Raw genomic sequence first — 22,308 nt, forward strand, 5'->3', positions numbered from 1 at the left:
ATGCCGGTGCCACAGGCATTTTTGATATTTCACCACATGCCTCTGGATTGCTTCGTCACTGCGCTTCTCGCAATGACGAATGCAATCAGGCGATCAGTTCGCTGCTCAGCTCTTTCACTGACACGGGCGCGAAAGCCTCAGCCACTTGGTGCCAATGGATCAGTTCCAGGCGACCGTCTTGGTTCTCGACCACGGCCGAGCAGGATTCAACCCAGTCGCCGGTGTTGATATAGAGCACGCCATCGACGGTGCGCATGGTCGGCTTATGGATGTGGCCGCACAGCACGACCTCGACACCATGGCGGTGCGCATCGGTCACCACTGCATTCTCGAAGGCGCTGATGAAGCTCACCGCGCGTTTGACCTTGTCCTTGCTCCACTGCGAGAAGGACCAATAGGGCAAGCCAAAGTAGCGGCGCACGCGAGCGATATGACCGTTGAGCCAGATGGCGAAGTCATAGGCCCAGTCGCCGAGCAGAGCCAGCCAGCGCACGTTGCGCACGACCGTATCGAACTTGTCGCCGTGCAGGATCAGCATCGAGCGACCGTCGGCGCAGCGATGAATGGATTCTTCCTCGATTTCGATGCCGCCGAAATTCGAGCCGACATAGTCGCGGAAGAATTCATCGTGATTGCCCGGCACATAGATGACGCGCGTGCCCTTACGCACCTTGCGCAGCATCTTCTGCACCACGTCGTTATGTTCCTGCGGCCAATACCAGCTCTGGCGCAGGCGCCAACCGTCAACGATATCGCCGACCAGATAGATGGTATCGGCATCGTAGACCCTGAGAAAATCGAGCAGCGCCGTGGCCTGGCAGCCTCGCGTGCCCAGATGGACATCCGAGAGGAAGAGGGTTCGGACATGTCTGGATTCGGACATCGTTTCAGTCTCGCCCATGAGTAGCCAGACGATTCAGCCCAGCTAACAGGAGCGGGATGCGCGATTTGTGTCTCACTTTCGTGACAGGATGCGTCATACTTCCGTCAACGGGACCGGGTACCCGGAGATGGCAATGTCGATTCTCGCGCAGTCCGCCGCAGCACTCGCCGCCACGCTTCTCTCCATCCAGGTCGCCAGCGCCGCGATCGCGATGGTTCGATGCCGCAAGGGTGCGCCTGTTGGCCCGGTGAGCAAGCCGAAAGGCATTTCGATCGTCCGCCCGCTGTGTGGCCTCGAACCCTATTCACGTGAAACGATCGAAGCCTCCTTCCATATCGACTGGCCCGACTACGAGCTGATTTTCTGCGTCGCCGATGCGCAAGATCCCATTGTGCCGCTGGCGCAAGCGGCGATCGATCGGCATCCGCATATTGCCGCCCGCCTGCTCATCGGCATGGAGCATCTCGGCCCCAACCCGAAGCTCAATAACATGGCCAAGGGCTTTCGCGGCGCCCGCTTCGACGTCATCGTTTTCGTCGACAGCAATCTGCTCGTCGCACCCGACTATCTGCGTCGGCTCACCGGCGCCTGGCGCGAAGACGCCGGCATGGTGACAGCACCAGCCTTCGGCGACCGGCCGGACGGGTTTTGGTCGATGCTCGAATGCGCCATGCTGAACAGCTATCAGGCGCGCATCCAATATGCGGTCGACACGCTCGGCTCCGGCTTCGCCCAGGGCAAATCGCTGATGTTCCGCCGCGCCGATCTCGAACGCGGCGGCCTCGAATCGCTCGCCAGCGAACCGGCCGAGGACGCCGCGGCGACCAAGATGATGCGCGGCAAGAAGCGCGACATCGCCGTCGCCGGGCCGCCCTATCCGCAATTGTTGGGACGCCGCACCCTGGCGCAGGTCTGGGGCCGGCATCTGCGCTGGGCGCGGTTGCGCCGCGCCAGCTTCCCCGTCCTCTTCGCGCCCGAAATCTTCAGTGGCGTCCTGCCGCCGCTGGCGGCGACCCTGGTCGCCGCCCATGGGGCAGGGATCAATCTCCTGGCCGCCACGGTTGTGTTTCTGGCGGTGTGGTACATTCCGGAATGGCTGCTGACGCGCATCGCCGGCTGGCCCCGATCGGCAGCTTTGCTGCCGGCTATGGTGCTGCGCGATATCTTGTTGCCAGCGCTGTATTTCTGCGCCTTCTTCGGCCGTTCCGTCACCTGGAACGGCACCAAGGTGGATCTCGCCGCCGCGCCCAAACGGCGCGTTCTGCTGCGCCCGAAACTCATCGCCAACGCCATTTCGGCTGGCAGCGCCCGTCTCGCCCGCGTCTCCCTGGTGCGCTCCCTGAAGACCCTGCGCCGTTCCTGACCGCCTTATTCATAGGGCCAGGTGCTTATTCATAAGACTAAGCGCACTGATTTATCCCTTCCCCTTAACAATTCCTCCGGGCTAGAACGACGGCCAGCGGAAGGAAAATCATCATGCGCGAACTGACACATTTCATCGGCGGCCAGCACGTTAAGGGCACGTCCGGACGCTTTACCGAAGCCTATGAGCCGATGACCGGCGAAACCATTTCCAAAGTACCCCTGGCCTCGAAGGCCGAAGTCCGCGCCGCCATCGAGAACGCCATTGCCGCCCAGCCGAAGTGGGCCGCCACCAATCCGCAGCGCCGCGCCCGCGTGATGATGAAATTCGTCGATCTGCTCAACCGCGACATGGACGCGCTCGCCGAACTGCTGGCGCGCGAACACGGCAAGACCATTCCCGATGCCAAGGGCGACATCATGCGCGGCCTCGAAGTTGCGGAATTCGCCATCGGCGTGCCGCATCTGATGAAGGGTGAATTCACCGAAGGCGCTGGCCCGAACATCGACATCTATTCGATCCGCCAGCCGCTCGGCGTCGTCGCCGGCATCACGCCGTTCAACTTCCCGGCGATGATCCCGATGTGGAAATTCGCCCCGGCCATCGCCTGCGGCAATGCCTTCATCCTCAAGCCGTCGGAACGCGATATCGGCGTGCCGCTGCGCCTCGCCGAACTGATGATCGAGGCCGGCCTGCCGCCGGGCATCCTCAATGTGGTCAACGGCGATAAGGAAGCTGTCGATTGCCTGCTCGACGATCCCGATATCAAGGCCGTCGGCTTTGTCGGCTCGACCGCCATCGCCGAATATGTCTATGCGCGCGCCGCAGCCTCAGGCAAGCGCGTGCAATGCTTCGGCGGCGCCAAGAACCACATGGTGATCATGCCGGATGCCGACATGGACCAGGCGGTCGATGCGCTGATCGGCGCTGGCTACGGCTCGGCCGGCGAGCGCTGCATGGCGGTCTCCGTTGCCGTGCCGGTTGGCAAGGGCACCGCCGACGAATTGGTGAAGCGCCTCATCCCGCGCGTCGAATCCCTGAAGGTTGGCCCCTCGACTGATGTTGCCGCCGATTACGGCCCGCTCGTCAGCCGCGCTCATCTCGACAAGGTGAAGTCCTATGTCGATATCGGCGTCAAGGAAGGCGCCAAGCTGCTCGTCGATGGTCGCGGCTTCAAGATGCAGGGCTATGAAAATGGCTTCTACCTCGGCGGCTGCCTGTTCGACGATGTGACGCCCGACATGCGCATCTACAAGGAAGAGATTTTCGGGCCGGTGCTGTCGGTGGTTCGCGCCAATGCCTATGAAGACGCGCTGCGCCTGTGCAACGATCACGAATATGGCAATGGTGTCGCCATCTTCACCCGCGACGGCGACGCGGCGCGCGATTTCGCCTCGCGCGTGCAGGTCGGCATGATCGGCGTCAACGTGCCGATCCCGGTGCCGATCGCCTATTACACCTTCGGCGGCTGGAAGCGTTCGGGCTTCGGCGACCTCAATCAACACGGCCCGGATTCGATCCGCTTCTACACCAAGACGAAGACGGTGACGTCGCGCTGGCCGAGCGGCATCAAGGACGGCGCCAGCTTCGTCATCCCGACGATGGGCTGATTATCTTACGTTTTCACGGAAAGAGCCGGCGGTTCCCCCGCCGGCTCTTTTGTTTTGAGCAACGGAGTCTCGCGGCCTTCCTCAAGACCTGCTAACGTTCCGGGAATTTCGCTTTGCCAAGGAACTTTGCAAGGTAACCGTCGGCGAATGTCATGCCCTACTCGACCCGAAATGGCCTGAAAATCCACTACGAGATTCATGGCGAGGGGCATCCCCTGGTCCTGATCCACGCCAATCCCTTCGATCGACGTCTGTGGCTCTATCAAATCGCGCGCTTCTCGCCGTTCTATCGCGTCATCGCGGTTGATCTGCGCGGATACGGGCTCTCCGACAAGCCCGAAATCCCGTTCACCTTGCGCGACATGATGGATGACGTGCTCGGCGTCTGCCACGACCAGGGCGTCGGCGAGGCGATTTTCGCCGGCGTCAGCGTCGGCTCCGGCATCGCCCTTTTAACGGCGCTTGATCATCCAGAGCGCACCAAAGCGATCGTGCTCGTCGGCGGATCGAGCAGCGGGCCGAGGAACCCCGAAACGATCGTTGCCGGCTTCGATCCGGATGATCCGGGCGCGTATATGATGACGTTGATGCGCGGCTATGTGGCGCCGGGCTTCGCCGACACGCCGCAGGGCAAATGGCTGCTCGATCTTTTCGTCGAGAACTCCGCCCATCTGTCGTCGAAATGCATTGCGCAGATTTTCCGCACGCGCGGCAACTTCGACATGACAGCGCGTCTTGGCGAAGTGAAAACGCCGACCCTAGTCATCAATGGCGAATATGACGAATCCCTGGAAGCCGGTCGTCTCACAGCCTCACGCATTGCCAACGCCCGGCATGTGGTTCTGCCCAATACGGGCCATGCCTGCTGCATCGAAGATGCGCCGGCCTTCGACCAGGCGATGATCAGCTTTCTCGCCGATCATCACCTGATCCCAGAGGGCGCTCTGAAGCACCGTTAGACGAAGTCTCTGTCGCCTAATTCGGCGGCAGGGTCATTTCCTTCAACAGATCGACAATGTCCTGTGGCTGGGTCGCGACATCGGCAACCAGGCTTTGCAGCGCCTTGCCGTCGAGCGGATCGACGCCGAGGCGACGCTTCTCCGCATCGGCCAGGAAGGTCGGATCCTTCATCATCGCCGCATAGGCGTCGCGCAGCGCCGCCGTGCGCGTCGGCTCGTTCTGCGGCGGCGCGACGATGGCGCGGCCGACCGATGAGGTCGAGGCGATCAGCTTCAGCGCATTCTTGTTGCGCGGATCGTTGGTCAGCTCCAACACCGTCGGCACGTCGGGCAATTTGGAGAAACGCTCCAGGGCGATGACGTAAAGAATCTTCATCTTCTTTTCGTCGAACCAGTCCTGCTTGGTCAAAAGGTAATCCCAGCTGGTGCTGCCATTGCCGAAGGCCTCGCCACGCTCGACCGCCAGCCCCATGGCGGCGCTGGAATTATAGCCCAGGATGACCTTGAACTTGGTGCCGATCATTCGATTAAGGGCCCAGGGAATGGTCGCAGACGTGCCAGCCGCCGCATTGGCCGAGAGTATGACCTCGGTCTTCTTCGCCTCCTCGATCGTCTGCGCCGGCGAGTTGTGCCAGACGAGACCGACGAGCGTGGCTGAATCCATGCGGCCGATATAGGTGAGATCCTGCGACACATATTTGCGGTTCGGATCGTTCAGCTTTTCGAGAATAAACGTCGGCTGGAACATCGCCAGCGTCGTGCCGTCCTTCGGTGCAACGGAATAGACATATTCGGCCGCCGCGATGCTGCCAGCACCTGGCATGTTGCGCGGGATGATCGTCGGATTGCCCGGCAGGAACTTGCCGAGATATTGCGCGGCGAGGCGCGACGAGAAATCGTAACCTCCGCCTTCGCCCGTGCCGATGATGAAGGAGATCGGCTTGCTGCGGTAAAAGTCGCCAACGCTCTGCTGCGCCGAGGCGGCTTGGGCCGCCAGAGCGGCGGTGAATGCCAATGCCAGAGTTCTCATGCTTGCTTTCCCCCCAGGGTTGCGCGGAGCTTCTGTGTCTCCGCCAGATCGGCAGCGCCATCGGCGTCGAGCACGACGCCATAGACCGTGCGCGCTTCTTCGGCGCTCACATATTCTTCGGCGACGTCATGCGCGACGCGTATCGGATCACGTTCCAGCGGTGAGCCGAAGCCGCCACCGCCGCCGGAACGAGAATAGAAACCCTCGCCTGGCTGCAAGCGACGCAAGAACACCTTGGCATTCGCTACATCGCGTTTCTCGCCATTGGCGTCATAGACCGTCACTTCATTGCCGAAGCCGTCATGGCCGCCTTCCAGCCCCCAGGGCGCGCAATGCATGCGTTCCACTTGGGCATTGAGGGTCAGCGGCACGCGCGCCGAGACCTTGCGGGCGATGCCGAGGCCGCCACGGAACTTGCCGGCGCCGCCCGAGCCGCTGCGCAGCGACAATTCCTCGATCAGGAAGGGGAATTTCGCCTCGACGGATTCGACCGGGCTGTTGTGCGTGTCACCATCGTTGAGACAGACCGTGGCGCTCATGCCATCCTCGGTCATCTTGGCGCCCCAGCCGCCGCCAAGAGGACCGAAGCCGCCCATGAAGAAGCCGCCCGTGCGCGGATGGATGCCGTGCAGATTGGTGCTGAGGAGATCGGCATGATGGCCGGCGATGACGCGATCGGGGATGGCCGGCGCCAGAGCCTTGAAGATCGTATCGACGATGGTCATCGGGAAGGTCATCCACCAGCGCATCGGCGCCGGCTTCACCGCGCTGATGATCGTGCCCTTGGCGAGCGCGACGTTGAGCGTGCGGAAACTGCCCTCGTTGATCGGATAGTCGGTCGGCGAGGTCAGGCATTTATAGGCGACCTGAGCGCAGGCGATGCCGGTCGTCTCACCGGAATTATAGAAGCCGCGCACCTGCGCGCTCACCTCCGTCAGGTCGATGCTCATTTCATCGCCCTTGACAGTGACCTTGACCTTGATCGGCACGCGCTTGCCGATATCGACGCCGTCGTCGTCCATATAGGAGGTCGCTTCATAGACGCCGTCTGGAATCTCGCGCGTGCGCGCCCGGGCCGAGCGTTCCGACTGGGCCATGATGTTGCCGATGGCGGCGAGCGTTTCCGCGCGGCCATAGCGGGCGAGCAACTCCTTGAAGCGGCGTTCGCCGGTCTTAACCGCAGTGATTTGCGCTCTGAGATCCCCCATCGCGCGATCTGGCAGGCGCACGTTCATGCGGATGATGTCGACCAGGTCCTGATTGACCACACCGGCGCGCTGATATTTGACGATCGGGATCTGGATGCCTTCGGAATAGATATCCGTGGTGACGCCGCCCAGCGTGCCGCCGACATCGGGCCAATGGGCCATGCAGCAGGCAAAGCCGCACAACTCACCTTCAAAGAAGATCGGCAGGCTGAAGGTGAAATGGTTGAGATGGCTGCCGGTCAGATAGGCGTCGTTGGTGACAAGGATATCGCCTTCCTGCAGCCCGTCTTTGCCGAAGTGGCGCAATTTGGCGCGCACGGTTTCGGCCATGCCGCGAATGAACATCGGCAGGCCGAGGCCGATCGAGATCGTGTCGCCTTCGGGCGTATAGAGGCCAACGGTGAAATCCAGCGCTTCGTAGATGATCATATTGTAGGCGGTGCGCATGAGATTGGACTTCATCTCTTCGGTCACCGCCAGCACGCCATTGCGAATGATCTCGGTCAGAATCGGATCACTCTTGGCGAAGCGCCGCTTCGGCTGGCTCTTGACCTGCGTGGTTTTGCCCCCCGCGACTTTCCGCGCCACACGCTTTTTCGCAGCCGCCTTCTTGACCGGCCGGCGTTGGGCCTTTTTCACTTGCTTGGCCATCACGCTCTCCCGATCTCGATCACTAGATTGCCGAACTGATCGACTTCCACCTTGTCGGAGGGGAAGACGACCGTGGTCGAGGCATGTTCCTCGATCAGCGCCGGGCCAGAGATGCGATTGCCGGCCTTCAGCGCGTCGCGCGCATAGACATTGGTTTTCTTCGCTGCTCCAGAGCCGAAGGTGACGGAGCGCGTGCCACGCAAAGCGGTGGCCGGCGGCTTGGCCGTGCCACGGGCAATGCGTTCCATCTTCGGCTTGCGCATGACGCCGCTGATCGTCGCGCGCAGGCTGACCAGCTCCGCCGCCTCAGTCGGCGCATTGGTGCCGTAGCGCAGGAGATGTTCTGCATCGAACAGCTGCTTGATGGCGGCGCGGTCCTGCTTACGCAGCACCTTTTCCGGCAGTTCGATGGTCACCGCATGTTCCTGGCCGACATAGCGCATGTCGACGGCGCGCACGACTTTCATCTTCGCATTGCTGGCGCCGCTGCGGGCCAAGGCTTCCTCGCCCTCGGCGATCAGTTCGCCATAGATGCGTTCGAGATCGGCGAAGGACATTTGCGCCAGCCGCGCCGGCCATGTCCGCACGTAATCGTAGCGCAGGTCGGAATGCAGCATGCCGAAGGCACAGAAATGCCCCGGCGCGCGCGGCACGATCACCCGTTCCATGCCGATCTCGCGCGCGATCGCCACCGCATGCAGGGGCCCAGCGCCACCGTAAGCGACGAGCGGGAAAGAGGCCGCGTCGAGGCCGCGCTCGGTTGTCACCGTCTTCACGGCGAGCGACATGGTGGTCGCGGCGATGCGCAGAATGCCAGCGGCGGCTTCGATCACGGTGAGCCCGAGGGGGCCGGCGATCTTATCCTGAATGGCCTGGCGAGCGGCGGCGACATCGAGCTTCATCTCGCCGCCGAGGAAACGATCGGCGCCGAGACGGCCAAGGATCAGGTTGGCGTCGGTGACGGTCGGCTGTTGCCCGCCACGGCCATAACAAGCCGGCCCAGGCTCAGCGCCAGAGCTGCGCGGGCCGACATGCAAGGCGCCACCCTCGTCAAGCCAGGCGATGCTGCCACCGCCGGTGCCAACCTCGAAAATATCGATCATCGCCATCTGCACCGGCAGGGCGCGCTCATAACCGCCAACCAGCGCGAGGCTCGTCGTCAAAGCCTTGCCTTCATAGATGACGCCGGCCTTGGCCGTGGTGCCGCCCATGTCGAAGGCGATGGCCTCGCCGAGGCCCATGGCGTGACAGAGCGCCTGGGTGCCGACGACGCCAGCGGCGGGGCCTGATTCCAGCATGCGGATACATTGCTGCTTGGCCTGCGCCGATTCATAGAGACCACCCGTCGACTGTACGAGCAGGAACGAGCCGTCGAAATCGGCCTGTTTCAGATGGCTGTCGATCTCGGCGATATAGTCGCGCACGCGCGGGCCGACATAGGCGTTGGCGAGCACGGTCGAACAGCGTTCGAACTCGCGATATTCCTGCGACAATTCATGGGAGGCTGAGACAAAGGCCTGCGGCAGACGCTCGCGCACGATGTCGCGCACACGGATCTCATGCGCCGGATTGCGGTAGGAATGCAGAAGCATGATGCCGACCGCGTCGACGCCGATCTCGATCAGGCGATCGCAGACCGCGTGCACACTGGCTTCATCGAGCGGCTGATGCACATCGCCCTCGGCGGTGAGGCGTTCGCTCACCTCGAAGCGGCGCGAGCGCGGCACCAGCGGGTCATGTTTGCGAAAGTAAAGATTATAGGCGTCGGGCCGGTTGATGCGGCCGATCTCATAGACGTCGCGGAAGCCCGCCGTGGTGATCAGCGCTGCCTTGGCGCCGTTGCGCTCGAGCATGGTGTTGATGGCGATGGTCGAGCCGTGCAGGAAGATCGCCGCATCGGCGAAGCGGGCGCCAGACTTGCCGGCGCCTTCCGATATGCCCTCGACCAGATGGCGCGGCGTCGACAAGGTCTTGCCGAGCAGCAGGCGGGACGTGCGTTCATCGAAAGCGGCCACATCGGTGAAGGTGCCGCCAATGTCGGCGGCAAGCCGCAGGCGGCGGTCTGATTGTTTCTGAGGTGTTTTCATTGCAACGCCGGCAGCAGCAGGCTGTGCCGTTTCCTCCATTTTTGCTCCTGCCGCAGCGACAGCAGTGGTTTTTATGGGTCACGACTGCCCGGCGACGCGTCGAAATGCAAGCCTAGAGTGGAGCAGGACCACAGCGGGATCTCAAATAGACTTGCGGCCCACGCCAAAAGACCCGATTTCAATCTATAATCTTGCTATAATCTTCGATCGGGAGACAGAGGTGCAACCGCAAGCCGTCGGCCAGGAATTAGCGAGACTGTGGGCTGGCGCGATGATTTTCGCCCCGCACATGGCCGGCTGTGCCTGCGCCGGGGGCTTCCACGTGCCGCTTGAGCCGGGCGCGGTGGAACAGGACATTCTGGAATTTTTGCACTACCGCTACCGCCAGGACGGCCGCACGGCCCTGGCTCAGTTCGTCGCCGTCCGGCTGGCGCAGATCGGCCAACAAGGCGGGCAAGCCGATTTCGGCACGTGGCTAACGCATCTCGATGAGGCCCCGGTCGGCGCGGCCGACCTGCAGCAGCTCGCCGCCGACATCCGTACCCCCCTTGAATCCATGGGCAATGCGGCGCCAGCCACGGGCGGCGGCTTTGTCTGCTATTGACCGATCGAATTCCCGGAAGCTGCTTAACCGCCTGTAAACTGCGATGTAGAAATGCCGCAAAGGCACGAAATCATTCACCCTTTCGCAGTGGGCGCGGCTTTAAACCGTGCCCTAACAATATCCGGGGACTGCAATCATGAACGATAAGATTCGGGACATTCTCGACCAAACAGCCAAATTGCCGGTCAAGGCTGCAACGCTATCCGACGACGCCGACTTGCATGAGGCGGGCCTGACCTCCTTTGCTTCCGTGCAATTGATGCTGGCGTTGGAAGACGCCTTCGAGATCGAGTTTCCCGAACAGATGCTCAACCGTCGTACATTCGCGAGCATCAAGGCGATCCAGAACGCCATCGCCGAATTGACCCAGACCGCCGCCTGAACAGCTACCGCCCTCGACTGGAGTTGCCTCTATGAGCGTTGCCGCGCCTAGCACCGGGTCCACTTCCTCTTCGCCGGTTTCGGCGCAGGAAGCCTATCTCGACGAACTGTTCGACAAGGGCATCCTCTTTGATACTGGCGTCGAGGGCCTCTACGGCCGCTCCGGCGTGTTCGAGGATGTGATTCAGGCTTTCGACCGGCTGATCACGCAATATGGCGCCGCCGATCGCGCCACATCGATCCATTTCCCACCGGGCATCGCCAGGCCGCTGTTCGAGAAGAGCGGCTATATGAAGAGCTTCCCGCAGCTCGCTGGCACCGTGCACAGTTTCATGGGCGGCGAGGCCGACCACTGCACCTTGCTCGCCGAACTCGAAGCCGGCCAGGATTGGACCGGCCATCAGGCCGCCACCGACATCATCCTGACGCCGGCCGCCTGCTATCCGCTCTACCCGACCGTCGCCAAGCGCGGGCCGCTGCCCGTCGACGGCCGCCTCTATGACCTGCAATCCTATTGCTTCCGCCACGAACCCTCGAAGGATCCGGCGCGGATGCAGATGTTCCGCATGCGCGAATACGTCCGCATCGGCACGCCCGAACAGGTCCAGGCCTTCCGCGAAACCTGGCTCGAACGCGGCCAGGCGATGATGGGCTCGCTCGGCGTGCCGCTGAAGGTCGATCTGGCCAATGACCCGTTCTTTGGTCGCGCCGGCCGCATGCTCGCCAACAACCAGCGCGACACCGGCCTCAAATTCGAACTGCTGATCCCGGTAACGAGCGAAGAGAAGCCGACGGCCTGTCTGTCCTTCAACTACCACCAGGATCACTTCGGTTCGCTGTGGAACATCCCCACCAGCGACGGCGAAGTCGCGCATACGGCCTGTGTCGGCTTTGGCATGGAGCGCGTGGCGCTGGCGCTGTTCAAGCACCACGGCACCGACACGGCGCAGTGGCCGCAGGCGGTGCGGCAGGTGCTGTGGCCGTGAGCGCCACGGCATCTCCCTCATGCCCGGCCCACAGGGTCGAGCAATGGCGGGCTAAGGGGGCGGTGATTAAGGACCCCAATCTCCTGCATTAACCAGTCGCCCAATAGGGCTTGCGTCCGATCGAGCTTTCCGCCTAGCCTCACTTAGCTGGGGGGACGGCGATGCGGTTTCGCGGACCGACTGGATGTTTGCCGAGGCGCCTCTTCGTCAGTGTTGCATCCCACGGCTTCAGGCTGGATTTGCTCTATGGCCCTTGCCGCAAGGGGCCGCGCACAGCATGCAAGCCATTTTCCATGACCTTCCAAACCTACGTACCGAAAGACGTCGTGAACCGTGTCGGCTGGCAACCGGCGCCCATCGCTAAGGTCGCCAACTAGGTTCGCCTGCAAGAGAAGGAGTCTCGTTATGAAACTTCGATTCAAGCTCGCTACGATGGCGCTGGCCACAGTCTGCGGCTCCGCTGTATTGGCTCAACAAACGCCGATCCCAGTCACGCCGGACAATTTTGTTCGCGCCGAATCCGATCTCTACTTCAGCAACTTCGTCAAGGATGGTGGTTTCGGAAAGTTCCTCCATCGGCGCGAACCAGCCTCTATCGAGAATCAGACGGTCATCCGGCTCAACCGGGACACACTCTATTCCGCTGCGATCTTCGATCTCGATGCCGGGCCCGTCACGATCACGTTGCCAAACCCTGGCAAGCGCTTCATGTCGATGCAGGTGATCGACGAGGATCAATATACCTCGCAGGTGATCTACACGCCGGGCAAGCACACCTTCACCAGGAAGCAGATCGGGACGCGCTACGTCGTGTTGGGCGTGCGAACGCTCGTCGATCCCGCCAACCCGAAAGATGTCCAAGAGGTGCACGCCCTACAGGACGCGATCAAGGTCGATCAGAAGAGCACGGGCAAATTCGAGATTCCAAACTGGGATCAAGTCAGCCAGAAGAAAGTGCGCGATGCGCTGCTCGTGCTCGCCTCGACATTGCCTGACGCCCGCCGGATGTTCGGCACCAAGGCGCAAGTTGATCCCGTGCGCCGGCTCATCGGCGCGGCCTCCGCCTGGGGCGGCAATCCGGACAAGGAAGCTATCTATCTCAACGTGACCCCGCCAAAGAACGATGGCTCTACGGTCTACAAACTCGATGTCGGGGCTGTGCCAGTCGATGGCTTCTGGTCGATCAGCCTCTACAATGAGAAGGGCTATTACCAGCCGAACCCGCTCAACGCCTATTCGATCAACAACCTCACAGCCACCAAGAGCCCGAGCGGCGGCGTCACGGTCCAGTTTGGTGGCTGCGATGGCAAGATTCCGAATTGCCTGCCGATCATGAACGGCTGGAATTACATGGTTCGGCTCTACCGCCCGCGTGCCGAAATTCTGAACGGCAAGTGGCAATTCCCGGAAGCAAAGCAGGTGCCGTGACATGTGCGGCCGTGGGGCTGGCGTCCCCGGCGGCACCGCAAGCGGCCCAGAGTTCAGGCGCGTGAAGATCGTTGGAAATAGGGAACGCCCGGCCCGAGCCTCTTCGGTTCAGCCGGGTTTTCGTTTCAGCCTTGCGGCACGCGCTGCAGGGCAGCGAACTGATGCATGACCGCGGCCAGCTCTTCCTCACGCACCAGTTCAGCCGCCTGTTCGAGGCTGAACCATTTGGTGACGCGGTCGTGCTTCTCCGGCCATTTCTTGCGCTGCTGCGTGACTTCCATGGGGAAGACTTCGACGCGGCAGAGCCAGACGGCGCCGTTCTTGCGGCGCTTCTGATAATGAAACTGACCGATCGACTGGGGGGCGATGGTGCCGATCAGACCGGCCTCCTCAAAGGCCTCACGGGCGGCCGTCTCATAGCCCGTCAGGCCATCCATCGGCCAGCCCTTGGGAATGATCCAGCGGCCGGAGTCGAGCGAGGAGACGAGCATCACTTCAAGGCCGTTGTCACGACGATACGGCAGGGCTGCGAACTGCAGGTGCGGTTCGCTGCTCTTCTGAGGATCCCTGACTGCCGTGCTCGTTGTCATTTCAGCCTAAAACTCCTGACACCCAATAGAAAACCGCACCGATCAAAGCCGCGGCCGGCATTGTCACAACCCAAGCCACCAAAATGCTGCGGGCAACGTTCCACCTGACGGCAGACACTCGCTTAGCAGCACCGACACCCACGATGGAGCCCGTTATCGTATGTGTCGTCGACACCGGAACGCCTAAGCCTGTTGCCATGAAGAGCGTAATCGCGCCGCCCGTTTCGGCGCAAAATCCCTGCATTGGTGACAGGCGTGTAATTTTAGACCCCATGGTATGCACGATTCGCCAGCCGCCAAAAAGGGTCCCAAGCGCCATAGCCGCTTGGCAAGCTAGGACAACCCAGAACGGAACGTGGAAGCCGCCTTCAAGTTGGCCATGCGAATAGAGCAGAACGGCAATAATTCCCATTGTTTTTTGTGCATCGTTGCCGCCGTGGCCCAGGGAATAGAGCGAAGCAGACACAAACTGCAAGCCCCGAAATGCGCCATCGACCGCCAATGGGCTCAAACGATAACAAATCCATGACACTAAGAGCATGAGCAAAAGGGCAAGAATGAAGCCAACCATGGGCGATAAGACGATCGCCAGCGTTGTCTTGGTGACGCCGCTGATCACCACCGCGCTAAATCCGGCCTTGGCGACGCCTGCCCCCAAGAGCCCGCCAATCAGCGCATGCGAGCTGCTTGAGGGAATGCCACCGATCCAGGTGACAATATTCCAGATGATGGCGCCCATCAGCGCGCCGAAGATCACCCGGTCATCAACGATCTCGGGCGTGATGATGCCTGTTCCGACGGTCGTGGCGACATGCAGGCCGAAGAAAATAAAGGCGATGAAATTGAAGAACGCCGCCCAGAACACGGCATATTGCGGCCGTAACACGCGCGTGGAGACAATGGTGGCGATCGAATTCGCCGCGTCGTGCAGGCCGTTCAGGAAGTCGAACAGCAACGCCACACCGATGAGCGCCACGAGCAGATAGAGAGTGAAGCTAGCGTCCACGGGGGCTCACAAATGTTCGATGACAATGCCATTGATGCGATCGGCGACATCCTCGAACCGATCGACCACCTTCTCCAGATGTCCGTAGATCTCGCTGCCGACGATATAGGCCATGGGGCTGACATTGCCGTGCACCCTGAACAGGCCCTTGAGACCGATGTCATGCAATTCGTCGGACTGTTCTTCGAGCTGGGTTATGCGCGAAGCGATGACGGCGAGTTTGGCCGCATCCTGGCGCATGGTTCGCAGCCGATTGACCGCCTCGATCGTCAGTTTCGCCGAATCAACGATCAGGTCACCCAACTGCCGCATTTCCGGCTCGAACGTGGTCACCTCGAACAGTGAGATCGCCTTGACCGTCTGGCGCATCTGATCGACGGCGTCATCCATCGAGGTGATCAGCTCGCGGATGTCGCTGCGATCAAACGGCGTGATGAAGGACCGGCGCACAGCGAGCAGCACGTCGCGCGAGACGCCGTCGGCCTGGTCCTCAAGTTCGTTAACCCGGGCGCTGTTGGCAGCGATCGCCGCGCCGCCCTCCAGCAAAGCGCGCAAAGCCTCCGCGGCCTTGGCGCTAATCTGCGCGTGTTGATCGAAATAATCGAAAAAACGTTCCTCTTTTGGCATCAGAGCCTGAAACCAGCCGAGCATGCGCGCCCCCAAAACAACGTTGAACCAATGCCGAATCGATATTTGTGACGGTTTTGTATCAACCGCAGGAGCGGGCTTTTACCAAGGGCCGGGCCGCCGGGAAACCAGCGTGGGGCGCCGAAGCTGCGGTGGCGGTGGACATCTCTGTCGCCCTACGCCAAGAGAACGGCGAAAAAGCACGAGATGGAGGATTACGGCGCTCATGCAAGCTCAGACTCGCCAAGCCCAGACTGGTAAAGCCCAGACTGGTAAAGCCCAGACTGGTAAAGCCCAGACCCGCGACAACCACGCCATTGCCTACGACCTCGTTGGCGCCCCCTCGGCACCGCATCGTTTCGCGCTCACCCATTCCCTGGCGCTCGATCGCAACTTCTGGACCCCGGTGGTCGAGCAACTGAGCCAGGCGCTGGGCCAAGACGCCGCGATCCTGACCTGGGATTGTCGCGGCCACGGCCAGTCGGACAAGCCCCGCCAGGCCTATTCGGTGGAGCAATTCGCCGATGACCTCGCCGACCTGTTCGACCATGTGGGCTGGTCCGATGCCATCGTCGCCGGAGCCTCCATGGGCGGCTGCATCAGCCTCGCCTTCGCCGGCCAATATCCGGCACGCACGAGGGGGTTGGGCCTGTTCGACACCACCGCCTGGTATGGCCCCGATGCCCCGGCGCAATGGGCGGATCGGGCCGGAAAAGCCCTGTCGGAAGGCCTTACCGGGCTTGTCGCGTTCCAGAAAATCCGTTGGTTCGGCGATGCCTTCCGTGATGACCATGCCGATGTCGTCGACGCCTGCCTCGACGTGTTCCTGCGCAACGATCTCGAAGCCTATGCGGCGAGCTGCCGGATGCTCGGCGCGGCCGACCTGCGCGCCCATCTGCCGGCGATCCGCGTGCCGACGCGGGTGCTTGTCGGCGCGGAAGATTTGGCAACCCCCATCGCCATGGCGGAGGTCCTGCACAACGGCATCGTCGGCTCGACGCTGACGATCGTGCCGGACGCACGCCACCTCAGCCCGCTGGAAGTGCCCGATCTGATTGCCCGTGAATTGCAGGCGCTGGCCAAAGCCTGATTTAGTTTAGGGCTGAACGATCCAGCCCGAGTCGATCAGGAAGCGCTGATAGGCGAGGACGGCGCCGCGATCGGCGCAACTGACGTAAAGGCCGTTGCAGCGGTCGATCAGCCACAGGCGCCGCTGCAACACAGAATCGAGCGGCAGGCCGGCAGCGGCCACCGTCAAAGCCGCCAGGTGCGGAATCTCGAGGATCGGCACATTGGGCAGTGCCGTCTTCGGCGTGAAATTCAGCCCGTCCACCGCGTAATAAGTGTCGAAAGCGCGGGATGCGGGATCGAGCTGCCAGGCAATGCCTTTGTCGGCGATCTCGATGGCATTGGAGAGCGGCAGACGCGCCAGCGCCGGCTGGTGGTCGCCGTAGTTCACGAACAGGAAGGGCTGGCCGGGAAAACGCGCGGCGAGCTTGGTGCGGAAGGCGTCGCGATCGCGCTTGGCGAGCACCAGCCGCCACAAATATTCGTCGAACTCGGGATCGCCGGTCCAGCGCGTCGTCTCGCCGGGTTTCAACATTTCCGGCGCAAAGCGGAAATTCCATGGGGAATGCGCCGCCATGCTGGAGGCGACAATAAATTGTGGGCGGCGCGCTTTGCCACTGGAGGCGCTGTCGCGCGCGCCCTGCAACACCTTGATCACCTGGTCGAGATAGAATTCATCGCGCTGGCGGTCGCTGGGCGCATGATGCACCTGCCGGTCGATGACCTGATCGAAACCGATCGCCTTGTAGAACCGGCCCGAGCCGGCAAAGCCCGCGAGCGAAGGATAAATGATCGAGGTGTCGTAACCACAGGCCTTCAGATATTGCGGCAGTGCATGGCGCAGCCGCCCCGTCATCAATTGGGTGGCGAAGTTGCGCAGGTTGCCGAAGGTGTTGGTCGGCAAGCCGGTGAGCACCGAGAAATCCGACAGCCAGGTGCCGCCGCCGAAGGTCTCGACGCGCAGCCGATGGGTCTGGCCATCGCTTGAGCGGAAGAACGGCGCCAGTTCGGCTGGATAGTGCAATTGCGGATAGACGCCTTCGGGCATCGCCGATTCATTGAGGAAGAGCACGATGTCGGGCGCGTTGGCGGCTGCCTCGCAGGTGATCGCCGAGGACTTTGTCGGCGACAAAGTGGCGTGGGCGCTGATTTCAAAAAAGCCCTTGGCCTGCACCAGCGCCGGCATATCGGCGAGCGAGCCGATGAAAGCCGAAAAGATATAGCGGCCTTCGTCGAAGAAGGTCGGCTTGCGCGCCGCAAGGCTCCACGTGCTGGCCAGGAGAACCGCGCAGGCAGTAAGGCCCGCGAGCGGGCGCACCAGAACGGGGAAGCGGCGCGGCGTTTCCAGACGATAGCTGGCATAGAGCAAGGCCAGAGCAATCGCCAAGGCGCCGCCACACAGCAGAACCGTCAACGGATAGGTTTGAATGAAGAAGCCGATCTGCGCGGTGTTGAACAGGTAGAACACCACGTCATAGACGTGCAGGTTCATCGCCGTGATGTCGAACTTGAAGAGCGACGCCGCGTAGACCGGGACGAAGAGAAAGATGGCGACGATCAAAGCGAAACCCGGCCGACGCGTCATCACCGTGAACAAGGCCGCGAGGGCGATGAAGAATCCGGCGACAAGCGCAAAGATCGTTCGGTCCGGTTCCGTAAAGTCGATGAAGGCGCACCAAGCCAGCGCCAAGGCCGCGACGAATGTCCAACCAAGCGGCTCCGACGTCCCGTGATTCCGCGCGGCCCCACGAGCGGAACCGGATAGGCGCGCGGCACTGGGGACTGGCACCATGAGGACAGACGCGTGTTTTTGTTCGTTTATCCGCCACATGACGGATTTGTGAAAATCTATCTAGGATGTGTGCATAAATACGTAAAGCGCCATGTGAGTCAGATCGTCGGAATGCTGCTTTGCAATATCTCCCGCTGTTCACCAGATTGACGCATTGTAGCGTCAGAAACCGCGCGGCTGGCTTTGCGAACCACGAAGGCAGCTATATCTGTGCCTGCGGCGCAGTCATCGTGCTTCCCCAAAGCAAATTGCGTTTCGATAGAAACGCAATTTTGCCTTGGATCTTTGTTTCGACGCGTCTTTGTGGCGCTTGACTAAGTCAAACTGCAAAACGCTATCCCACGCATAAACCGCAGGAAACGTCCGGAGCTTTCCATGATCATTCTGCTGATTGTCGTCGCCGCCCTGATCCTGGGCATTTTCATTCATGACATCCGGCAGACCAACCACGCCATCCTGCGCAATTTCCCCGTCCTTGGCCATTTCCGCTATTTCGCCGAGACCTGGGGCGAATATATGCGGCAGTATCAATATCTGCCCGATTGGAGCGAGCGCCCGTTCAACCGGCTCGAGCGCTCTTGGATCTACCGCTCCGCCAAAGGCGTTCCCAATCTGATCAGCTTTGGCAGTTCGGCAACACCGAGCTTCGCCTTCCGCAACGCCGCCTTCCCGGTGCTGGAAGAAGATCGCCACGGCTTTCCCGGCAAGATGATCGGCATCGCCGAAGGCCCCGGCTCCAGCGCCCAGCCTTATTTCGCCAAGAGCTTTTTCAACTTGAGCGGCATGAGTTTCGGCGCCCTCAGTCCCGCAGCGGTGACCGCCTTGTCAAAAGGCACACAGATGGCCGGCATCTGGATGGCAACCGGCGAAGGCGGCTTGTCGCCTTATCATCTGGTCGGCGGCGGCGATGTGGTGATGCAGATCGGCACCGCCAAATATGGCGTGCGCGACGCCGGCGGCAATCTGTCCGACGACCGGCTGCGCGCCATCGCGGCCCATGAAAACGTCCGCATGTTCGAGGTGAAGTTGGCGCAAGGCGCCAAGCCCGGCAAAGGCGGCATCCTGCCCGGCATCAAGGTGACCAAAGAAATCGCTGAAATCCGCGGCATCCCGATGGGCGAGGATTCGATCAGCCCCAACCGTCACCGCGACATCGCCAACGTGCGCGAGCTTGGCCTTTTCGTCCAGCGCGTGCGCGAGGTTACGGGCCGGCCGGTTGGCGTGAAATTCGTTGTCGGCGACACGATGGCGCTCGACGAATGGTTCGAGGATTGCCTGCGTCATCCTGAAGGCTGCCCCGACTATATTCATGTCGACGGCGGCGAAGGCGGCACCGGCGCGGCGCCAGCGGCGCTGATCGAACATGTCGGCATGCCGATCACGCTAGCGCTGCCAGCCGTGATCGAATCGCGCGACCGGCATGGGCTGCGCGACCGCATTCGCGTCATCGCCGCCGGCAAGTTGGTGACGCCCGACAAGGTCGCCTGGGCCTTGTGCATCGGCGCCGACTTCGTCGTCAGCGCCCGCGGTTTCATGTTTTCGATCGGCTGCATTCAGGCGATGAAATGCGGTTCGGGCCACTGCCCGACCGGCGTGACTTCGTCCGTCCCGCGCCTGACCGCCGGCCTCGACCCGGCCGACAAGGCGGTGCGGGCCTCCAATTACGCCAAGCGCATGATCGAGGAAGTCGAAATCATCGCCCACAGCTGCGGCCTTGCCGGCCCGCAGGATTTCGCGCCCCACCACGTTACCGAGGTCGAGCGCGGCGTCGCCGGCTTCCGCAATACCGGCGCCGCCGAATAGGGAACCAGGCATCACGTCAAGATATCGCGTCACGGCACTGCCCCGAGGAGGGCGGGCGCCTGGCGGGTGCCCAAAGTTGACGCCGGGCGCGTCCGGACGCCATAAGCAGCGATCCGGCCGGCAATCCACGATCCCTGGTGCTGGCGTTACAAGAGCCCGATTCCATGACCATTCGCCTGCACAAGGGCGACCTGCCCGCCAACACCACGTTTGGCGATGCCGTCGCGATCGATACCGAAACGCTGGGCCTGCGCCCCCACCGCGACCGGCTGTGCGTGGTGCAATTGTCGCGCGGCGATGGCACCGCCGATGTGGTGCAGATCGAGAAGGGCCAGACCCGGGCCCCCAATCTGGAAAAGCTGTTCGCCGACCCGAAGGTAACGAAGATCTTCCACTTCGCCCGTTTCGATATTGCGGCGCTTTACAATGCCTTCGGCGTGATGCCGGCGCCTGTTTACTGCACCAAGATCGGCTCCAAACTGGCACGGACCTATACCGACCGGCACGGCCTGAAAGACCTGGTGCGGGAGCTCGTCGCCGTCGATCTGTCGAAACAGCAGCAATCCTCGGACTGGGGCGCCGACAAGCTGACCGAAGCGCAGCTCGCCTATGCCGCGTCCGACGTGCTGCACCTGCACGAATTGCGCCGCAAGCTCGATGCCATGCTGGCGCGCGAGGGCCGCGCCGAGATCGCCGCCGAATGCTTCAGCTTCCTGCCCGCCCGCGCCCGTCTCGACCTGATGGGCTGGCCGGACAGCGACATCTTTTCGCACGAATAGGGCCAGCTCAAATGGCGGACGCGCGAAAGCAGCCGCCATTTAGCCTCAACTTTGCCATTGGCAGCCGCCAAGAGTAATGTCGGGCTGATAGCCGAACGGGGCGCGCACACCAGTATGACCGGTACAATGACCCAAGTGAACGACAGCACGCTGCTTCGTCCGCAGGTCGACCGCGCGCGGGCTTTCGCCAAAGCCGATCGCCACTCGCGGCAGGTGCGGCGGCTGCGGCGCCTGATCATTATCGGCTCCAGCATCGCCATCACCGGCTTTCTCGCCGCCTTGATCTTCAATCCGTTCCGCGATCTGCCCGGCAATGTTTCGATCGGCCAGGCGACCCTCAACGGCACCAAAGTGACCATGGAGCTGCCGAAGCTCAGCGGCTTCCGCCCCGATGGCCGGCCCTATGAGGTGCGGGCCAAATCCGGCGTCCAAGACGTGCGCACGCCGAAGGTCATCGAACTCAACGAGATCGAGGCGCGCATCCGCACCGCCGACGATACCAATGTCAACATCAGCGCGCCGCGCGGCGTCTATGACAGCGCCGCCGACACGATGGCGCTCGCCTCGGACGCCACCGAGGGCCGCATCCGCATCACGAGCTCTTCGGGATATGATATCGTTCTGCGCAGCGCCGACGTGCGCTTCAAGGACAGCACGATGACGTCCGACGAGCCCGTGACAGTGCGCATGAAGAACAATACGGTTTCAGCCGACAAACTCGAAATCGCCGATAAAGGCTCGGTGGTGATATTTTCCGGCAATGTGAAGTCAACGATCGTGCCCGACCTCAGTCTGGAAGCCGATCAAGTGAAAGGCGAACAATGAAGGGCGTTGCAATTGGATTCGGGTTGGCCGTGCTGATCGCGAACGCGGCTCTCGCGCAGCGCGCGGGCGCTGTCTTGCCCGGCGGTAATGCCCGCTCGCCAGTGAATGTCGATGCCGCCAAGCTCGAATATTTCGACAAGGAGCAGAAGGCGGTCTATTCGGGCGGTGTCGTCGCGCGCCAGGGCGATGCGATCATGCGCTCCACCACCCTCACCGTCATCTTCGACCGCGATGCAGCGGGCGACGGTACCGCGAGCAGTAGCGGAACCGCCACCAGTGGCGGCAGCGGCAGCACTGGCGCTGGCCCGACCAGCAATCAGGTCAAGCGCATTGAAGCCACCGGCCCGGTCACCGTGATCGAAAAGGAACGGGTTGGAACCGGCGATCGCGGCGTCTACGAGCGCGCCGAGAACAAGGTCTATCTCATCGGCAATCCGACCTTGAGCGAGTGCGGCAATGTGGTGAAGGGCGATAAGGATTCGCGGCTGATCTACGATCTGACCAACAGTCGGGCGCAGATCACCGGCCGGGTTTCCAGCACCTTCGTGCCCGGCGGCAGTAATTGCGGCGAAAAGCCGACTGCTAAACCTGCCCGTCCCTAACCTGACGGATACTTGTCCCGGATTCG

Annotated in this window: 20 protein-coding genes; 12 read left to right on the forward strand and 8 right to left on the reverse strand. The window is 62.0% G+C overall.

Annotation, left to right across the window (positions count from 1 at the left end; translation table 11 throughout):
• Positions 1-85: 85 nt before the first annotated feature.
• Entirely contained in the window at positions 86-883 is a 798-nt protein-coding gene (locus tag BLW50_RS17830; protein ID WP_244544295.1) for a UDP-2,3-diacylglucosamine diphosphatase, read from the reverse strand.
• Between the two features lie 133 nt (positions 884-1,016).
• Between BLW50_RS17830 and BLW50_RS17835 the strand changes: the two genes are divergently transcribed.
• From BLW50_RS17835 to BLW50_RS17845, 3 genes are all read left to right on the forward strand, one after another.
• Complete coding sequence (locus BLW50_RS17835; protein ID WP_170850221.1) at positions 1,017-2,246, forward strand: glycosyltransferase; 1,230 nt, start codon at positions 1,017-1,019, stop codon at positions 2,244-2,246.
• Between the two features lie 113 nt (positions 2,247-2,359).
• A complete protein-coding gene (locus tag BLW50_RS17840) occupies positions 2,360-3,856 on the forward strand; it encodes a CoA-acylating methylmalonate-semialdehyde dehydrogenase (RefSeq protein ID WP_090704931.1) in 1,497 nt (498 codons plus the stop codon).
• A 152-nt stretch (positions 3,857-4,008) separates the two neighbouring features.
• Complete coding sequence (locus BLW50_RS17845) at positions 4,009-4,815, forward strand: alpha/beta fold hydrolase (RefSeq protein ID WP_090704933.1); 807 nt, start codon at positions 4,009-4,011, stop codon at positions 4,813-4,815.
• Positions 4,816-4,831: 16 nt separating this feature from the next.
• Here the strand turns inward: BLW50_RS17845 and BLW50_RS17850 are convergent, their stop codons facing one another.
• Genes BLW50_RS17850 through BLW50_RS17860 form a run of 3 tightly spaced genes read right to left on the reverse strand, consistent with a single transcriptional unit; the run spans position 4,832 to position 9,791 of the window.
• Positions 4,832-5,845, reverse strand: a complete 1,014-nt coding sequence (locus BLW50_RS17850; protein WP_090704935.1) for a Bug family tripartite tricarboxylate transporter substrate binding protein — start codon at positions 5,843-5,845, stop codon at positions 4,832-4,834.
• Positions 5,842-7,704, reverse strand: coding sequence for a hydantoinase B/oxoprolinase family protein (locus BLW50_RS17855; protein ID WP_090704939.1), 1,863 nt, complete (start codon positions 7,702-7,704; stop codon positions 5,842-5,844). The genes BLW50_RS17850 and BLW50_RS17855 overlap by 4 nt, the downstream gene beginning before the upstream one ends.
• Complete coding sequence (locus tag BLW50_RS17860) at positions 7,704-9,791, reverse strand: hydantoinase/oxoprolinase family protein (protein ID WP_090704943.1); 2,088 nt, start codon at positions 9,789-9,791, stop codon at positions 7,704-7,706. Before BLW50_RS17860 ends, BLW50_RS17855 begins: the two co-directional genes overlap by 1 nt.
• A gap of 220 nt (positions 9,792-10,011) precedes the next feature.
• On the opposite strand from BLW50_RS17860, the gene BLW50_RS17865 reads away from it, so the two are divergent.
• From BLW50_RS17865 to BLW50_RS17880, 4 genes are all read left to right on the forward strand, one after another.
• The gene (locus BLW50_RS17865) at positions 10,012-10,395 is read left to right on the forward strand and encodes a hypothetical protein (RefSeq protein ID WP_139267661.1); all 384 of its coding nucleotides are present in this window, start codon (positions 10,012-10,014) and stop codon (positions 10,393-10,395) included.
• A 136-nt stretch (positions 10,396-10,531) separates the two neighbouring features.
• On the forward strand, positions 10,532-10,777 hold the full coding sequence (locus tag BLW50_RS17870) for an acyl carrier protein (protein WP_090704949.1): 246 nt from the start codon (positions 10,532-10,534) through the stop codon (positions 10,775-10,777).
• Between the two features lie 31 nt (positions 10,778-10,808).
• Entirely contained in the window at positions 10,809-11,762 is a 954-nt protein-coding gene (locus tag BLW50_RS17875) for an amino acid--[acyl-carrier-protein] ligase (protein WP_090704951.1), read from the forward strand.
• A 432-nt stretch (positions 11,763-12,194) separates the two neighbouring features.
• Positions 12,195-13,190, forward strand: coding sequence for a DUF1254 domain-containing protein (locus BLW50_RS17880; protein ID WP_244544478.1), 996 nt, complete (start codon positions 12,195-12,197; stop codon positions 13,188-13,190).
• Positions 13,191-13,315: 125 nt separating this feature from the next.
• Here the strand turns inward: BLW50_RS17880 and BLW50_RS17885 are convergent, their stop codons facing one another.
• From BLW50_RS17885 to BLW50_RS17895, 3 genes are read right to left on the reverse strand one after another with little or no spacing between them, the layout of a single operon-like run.
• On the reverse strand, positions 13,316-13,780 hold the full coding sequence (locus BLW50_RS17885; protein ID WP_090704956.1) for an NUDIX hydrolase: 465 nt from the start codon (positions 13,778-13,780) through the stop codon (positions 13,316-13,318).
• Between the two features lies 1 nt (position 13,781).
• Complete coding sequence (locus BLW50_RS17890; RefSeq protein ID WP_090704959.1) at positions 13,782-14,786, reverse strand: inorganic phosphate transporter; 1,005 nt, start codon at positions 14,784-14,786, stop codon at positions 13,782-13,784.
• A gap of 6 nt (positions 14,787-14,792) precedes the next feature.
• Positions 14,793-15,437, reverse strand: a complete 645-nt coding sequence (locus BLW50_RS17895) for a DUF47 domain-containing protein (RefSeq protein WP_090704961.1) — start codon at positions 15,435-15,437, stop codon at positions 14,793-14,795.
• Between the two features lie 202 nt (positions 15,438-15,639).
• Here BLW50_RS17895 and BLW50_RS17900 point away from each other — a divergent pair, with 202 nt between their 5' ends.
• Positions 15,640-16,503, forward strand: a complete 864-nt coding sequence (locus BLW50_RS17900) for an alpha/beta fold hydrolase (protein ID WP_090704964.1) — start codon at positions 15,640-15,642, stop codon at positions 16,501-16,503.
• 6 nt (positions 16,504-16,509) lie between these two features.
• Here the strand turns inward: BLW50_RS17900 and BLW50_RS17905 are convergent, their stop codons facing one another.
• Positions 16,510-18,273, reverse strand: coding sequence for a sulfatase-like hydrolase/transferase (locus BLW50_RS17905; RefSeq protein WP_170850222.1), 1,764 nt, complete (start codon positions 18,271-18,273; stop codon positions 16,510-16,512).
• Between the two features lie 375 nt (positions 18,274-18,648).
• Between BLW50_RS17905 and BLW50_RS17910 the strand changes: the two genes are divergently transcribed.
• From BLW50_RS17910 to BLW50_RS17925, 4 genes are all read left to right on the forward strand, one after another.
• Positions 18,649-20,076: an FMN-binding glutamate synthase family protein gene (locus BLW50_RS17910; RefSeq protein WP_090704967.1), complete on the forward strand. Its 1,428-nt coding sequence runs from the start codon at positions 18,649-18,651 to the stop codon at positions 20,074-20,076.
• A gap of 164 nt (positions 20,077-20,240) precedes the next feature.
• Positions 20,241-20,855 (forward strand): ribonuclease D, encoded by a 615-nt coding sequence (locus BLW50_RS17915; RefSeq protein WP_090704969.1) that lies wholly within the window; start codon positions 20,241-20,243, stop codon positions 20,853-20,855.
• Positions 20,856-20,969: 114 nt separating this feature from the next.
• On the forward strand, positions 20,970-21,680 hold the full coding sequence (lptC, locus tag BLW50_RS17920; RefSeq protein WP_139267662.1) for an LPS export ABC transporter periplasmic protein LptC: 711 nt from the start codon (positions 20,970-20,972) through the stop codon (positions 21,678-21,680).
• Positions 21,681-21,709: 29 nt separating this feature from the next.
• On the forward strand, positions 21,710-22,282 hold the full coding sequence (locus BLW50_RS17925; RefSeq protein WP_170850223.1) for an LptA/OstA family protein: 573 nt from the start codon (positions 21,710-21,712) through the stop codon (positions 22,280-22,282).
• The last annotated feature ends 26 nt before the right edge of the window (positions 22,283-22,308 follow it).

This window comes from Beijerinckia sp. 28-YEA-48, assembly GCF_900104955.1.
GTDB lineage: Bacteria > Pseudomonadota > Alphaproteobacteria > Rhizobiales > Beijerinckiaceae > Terripilifer.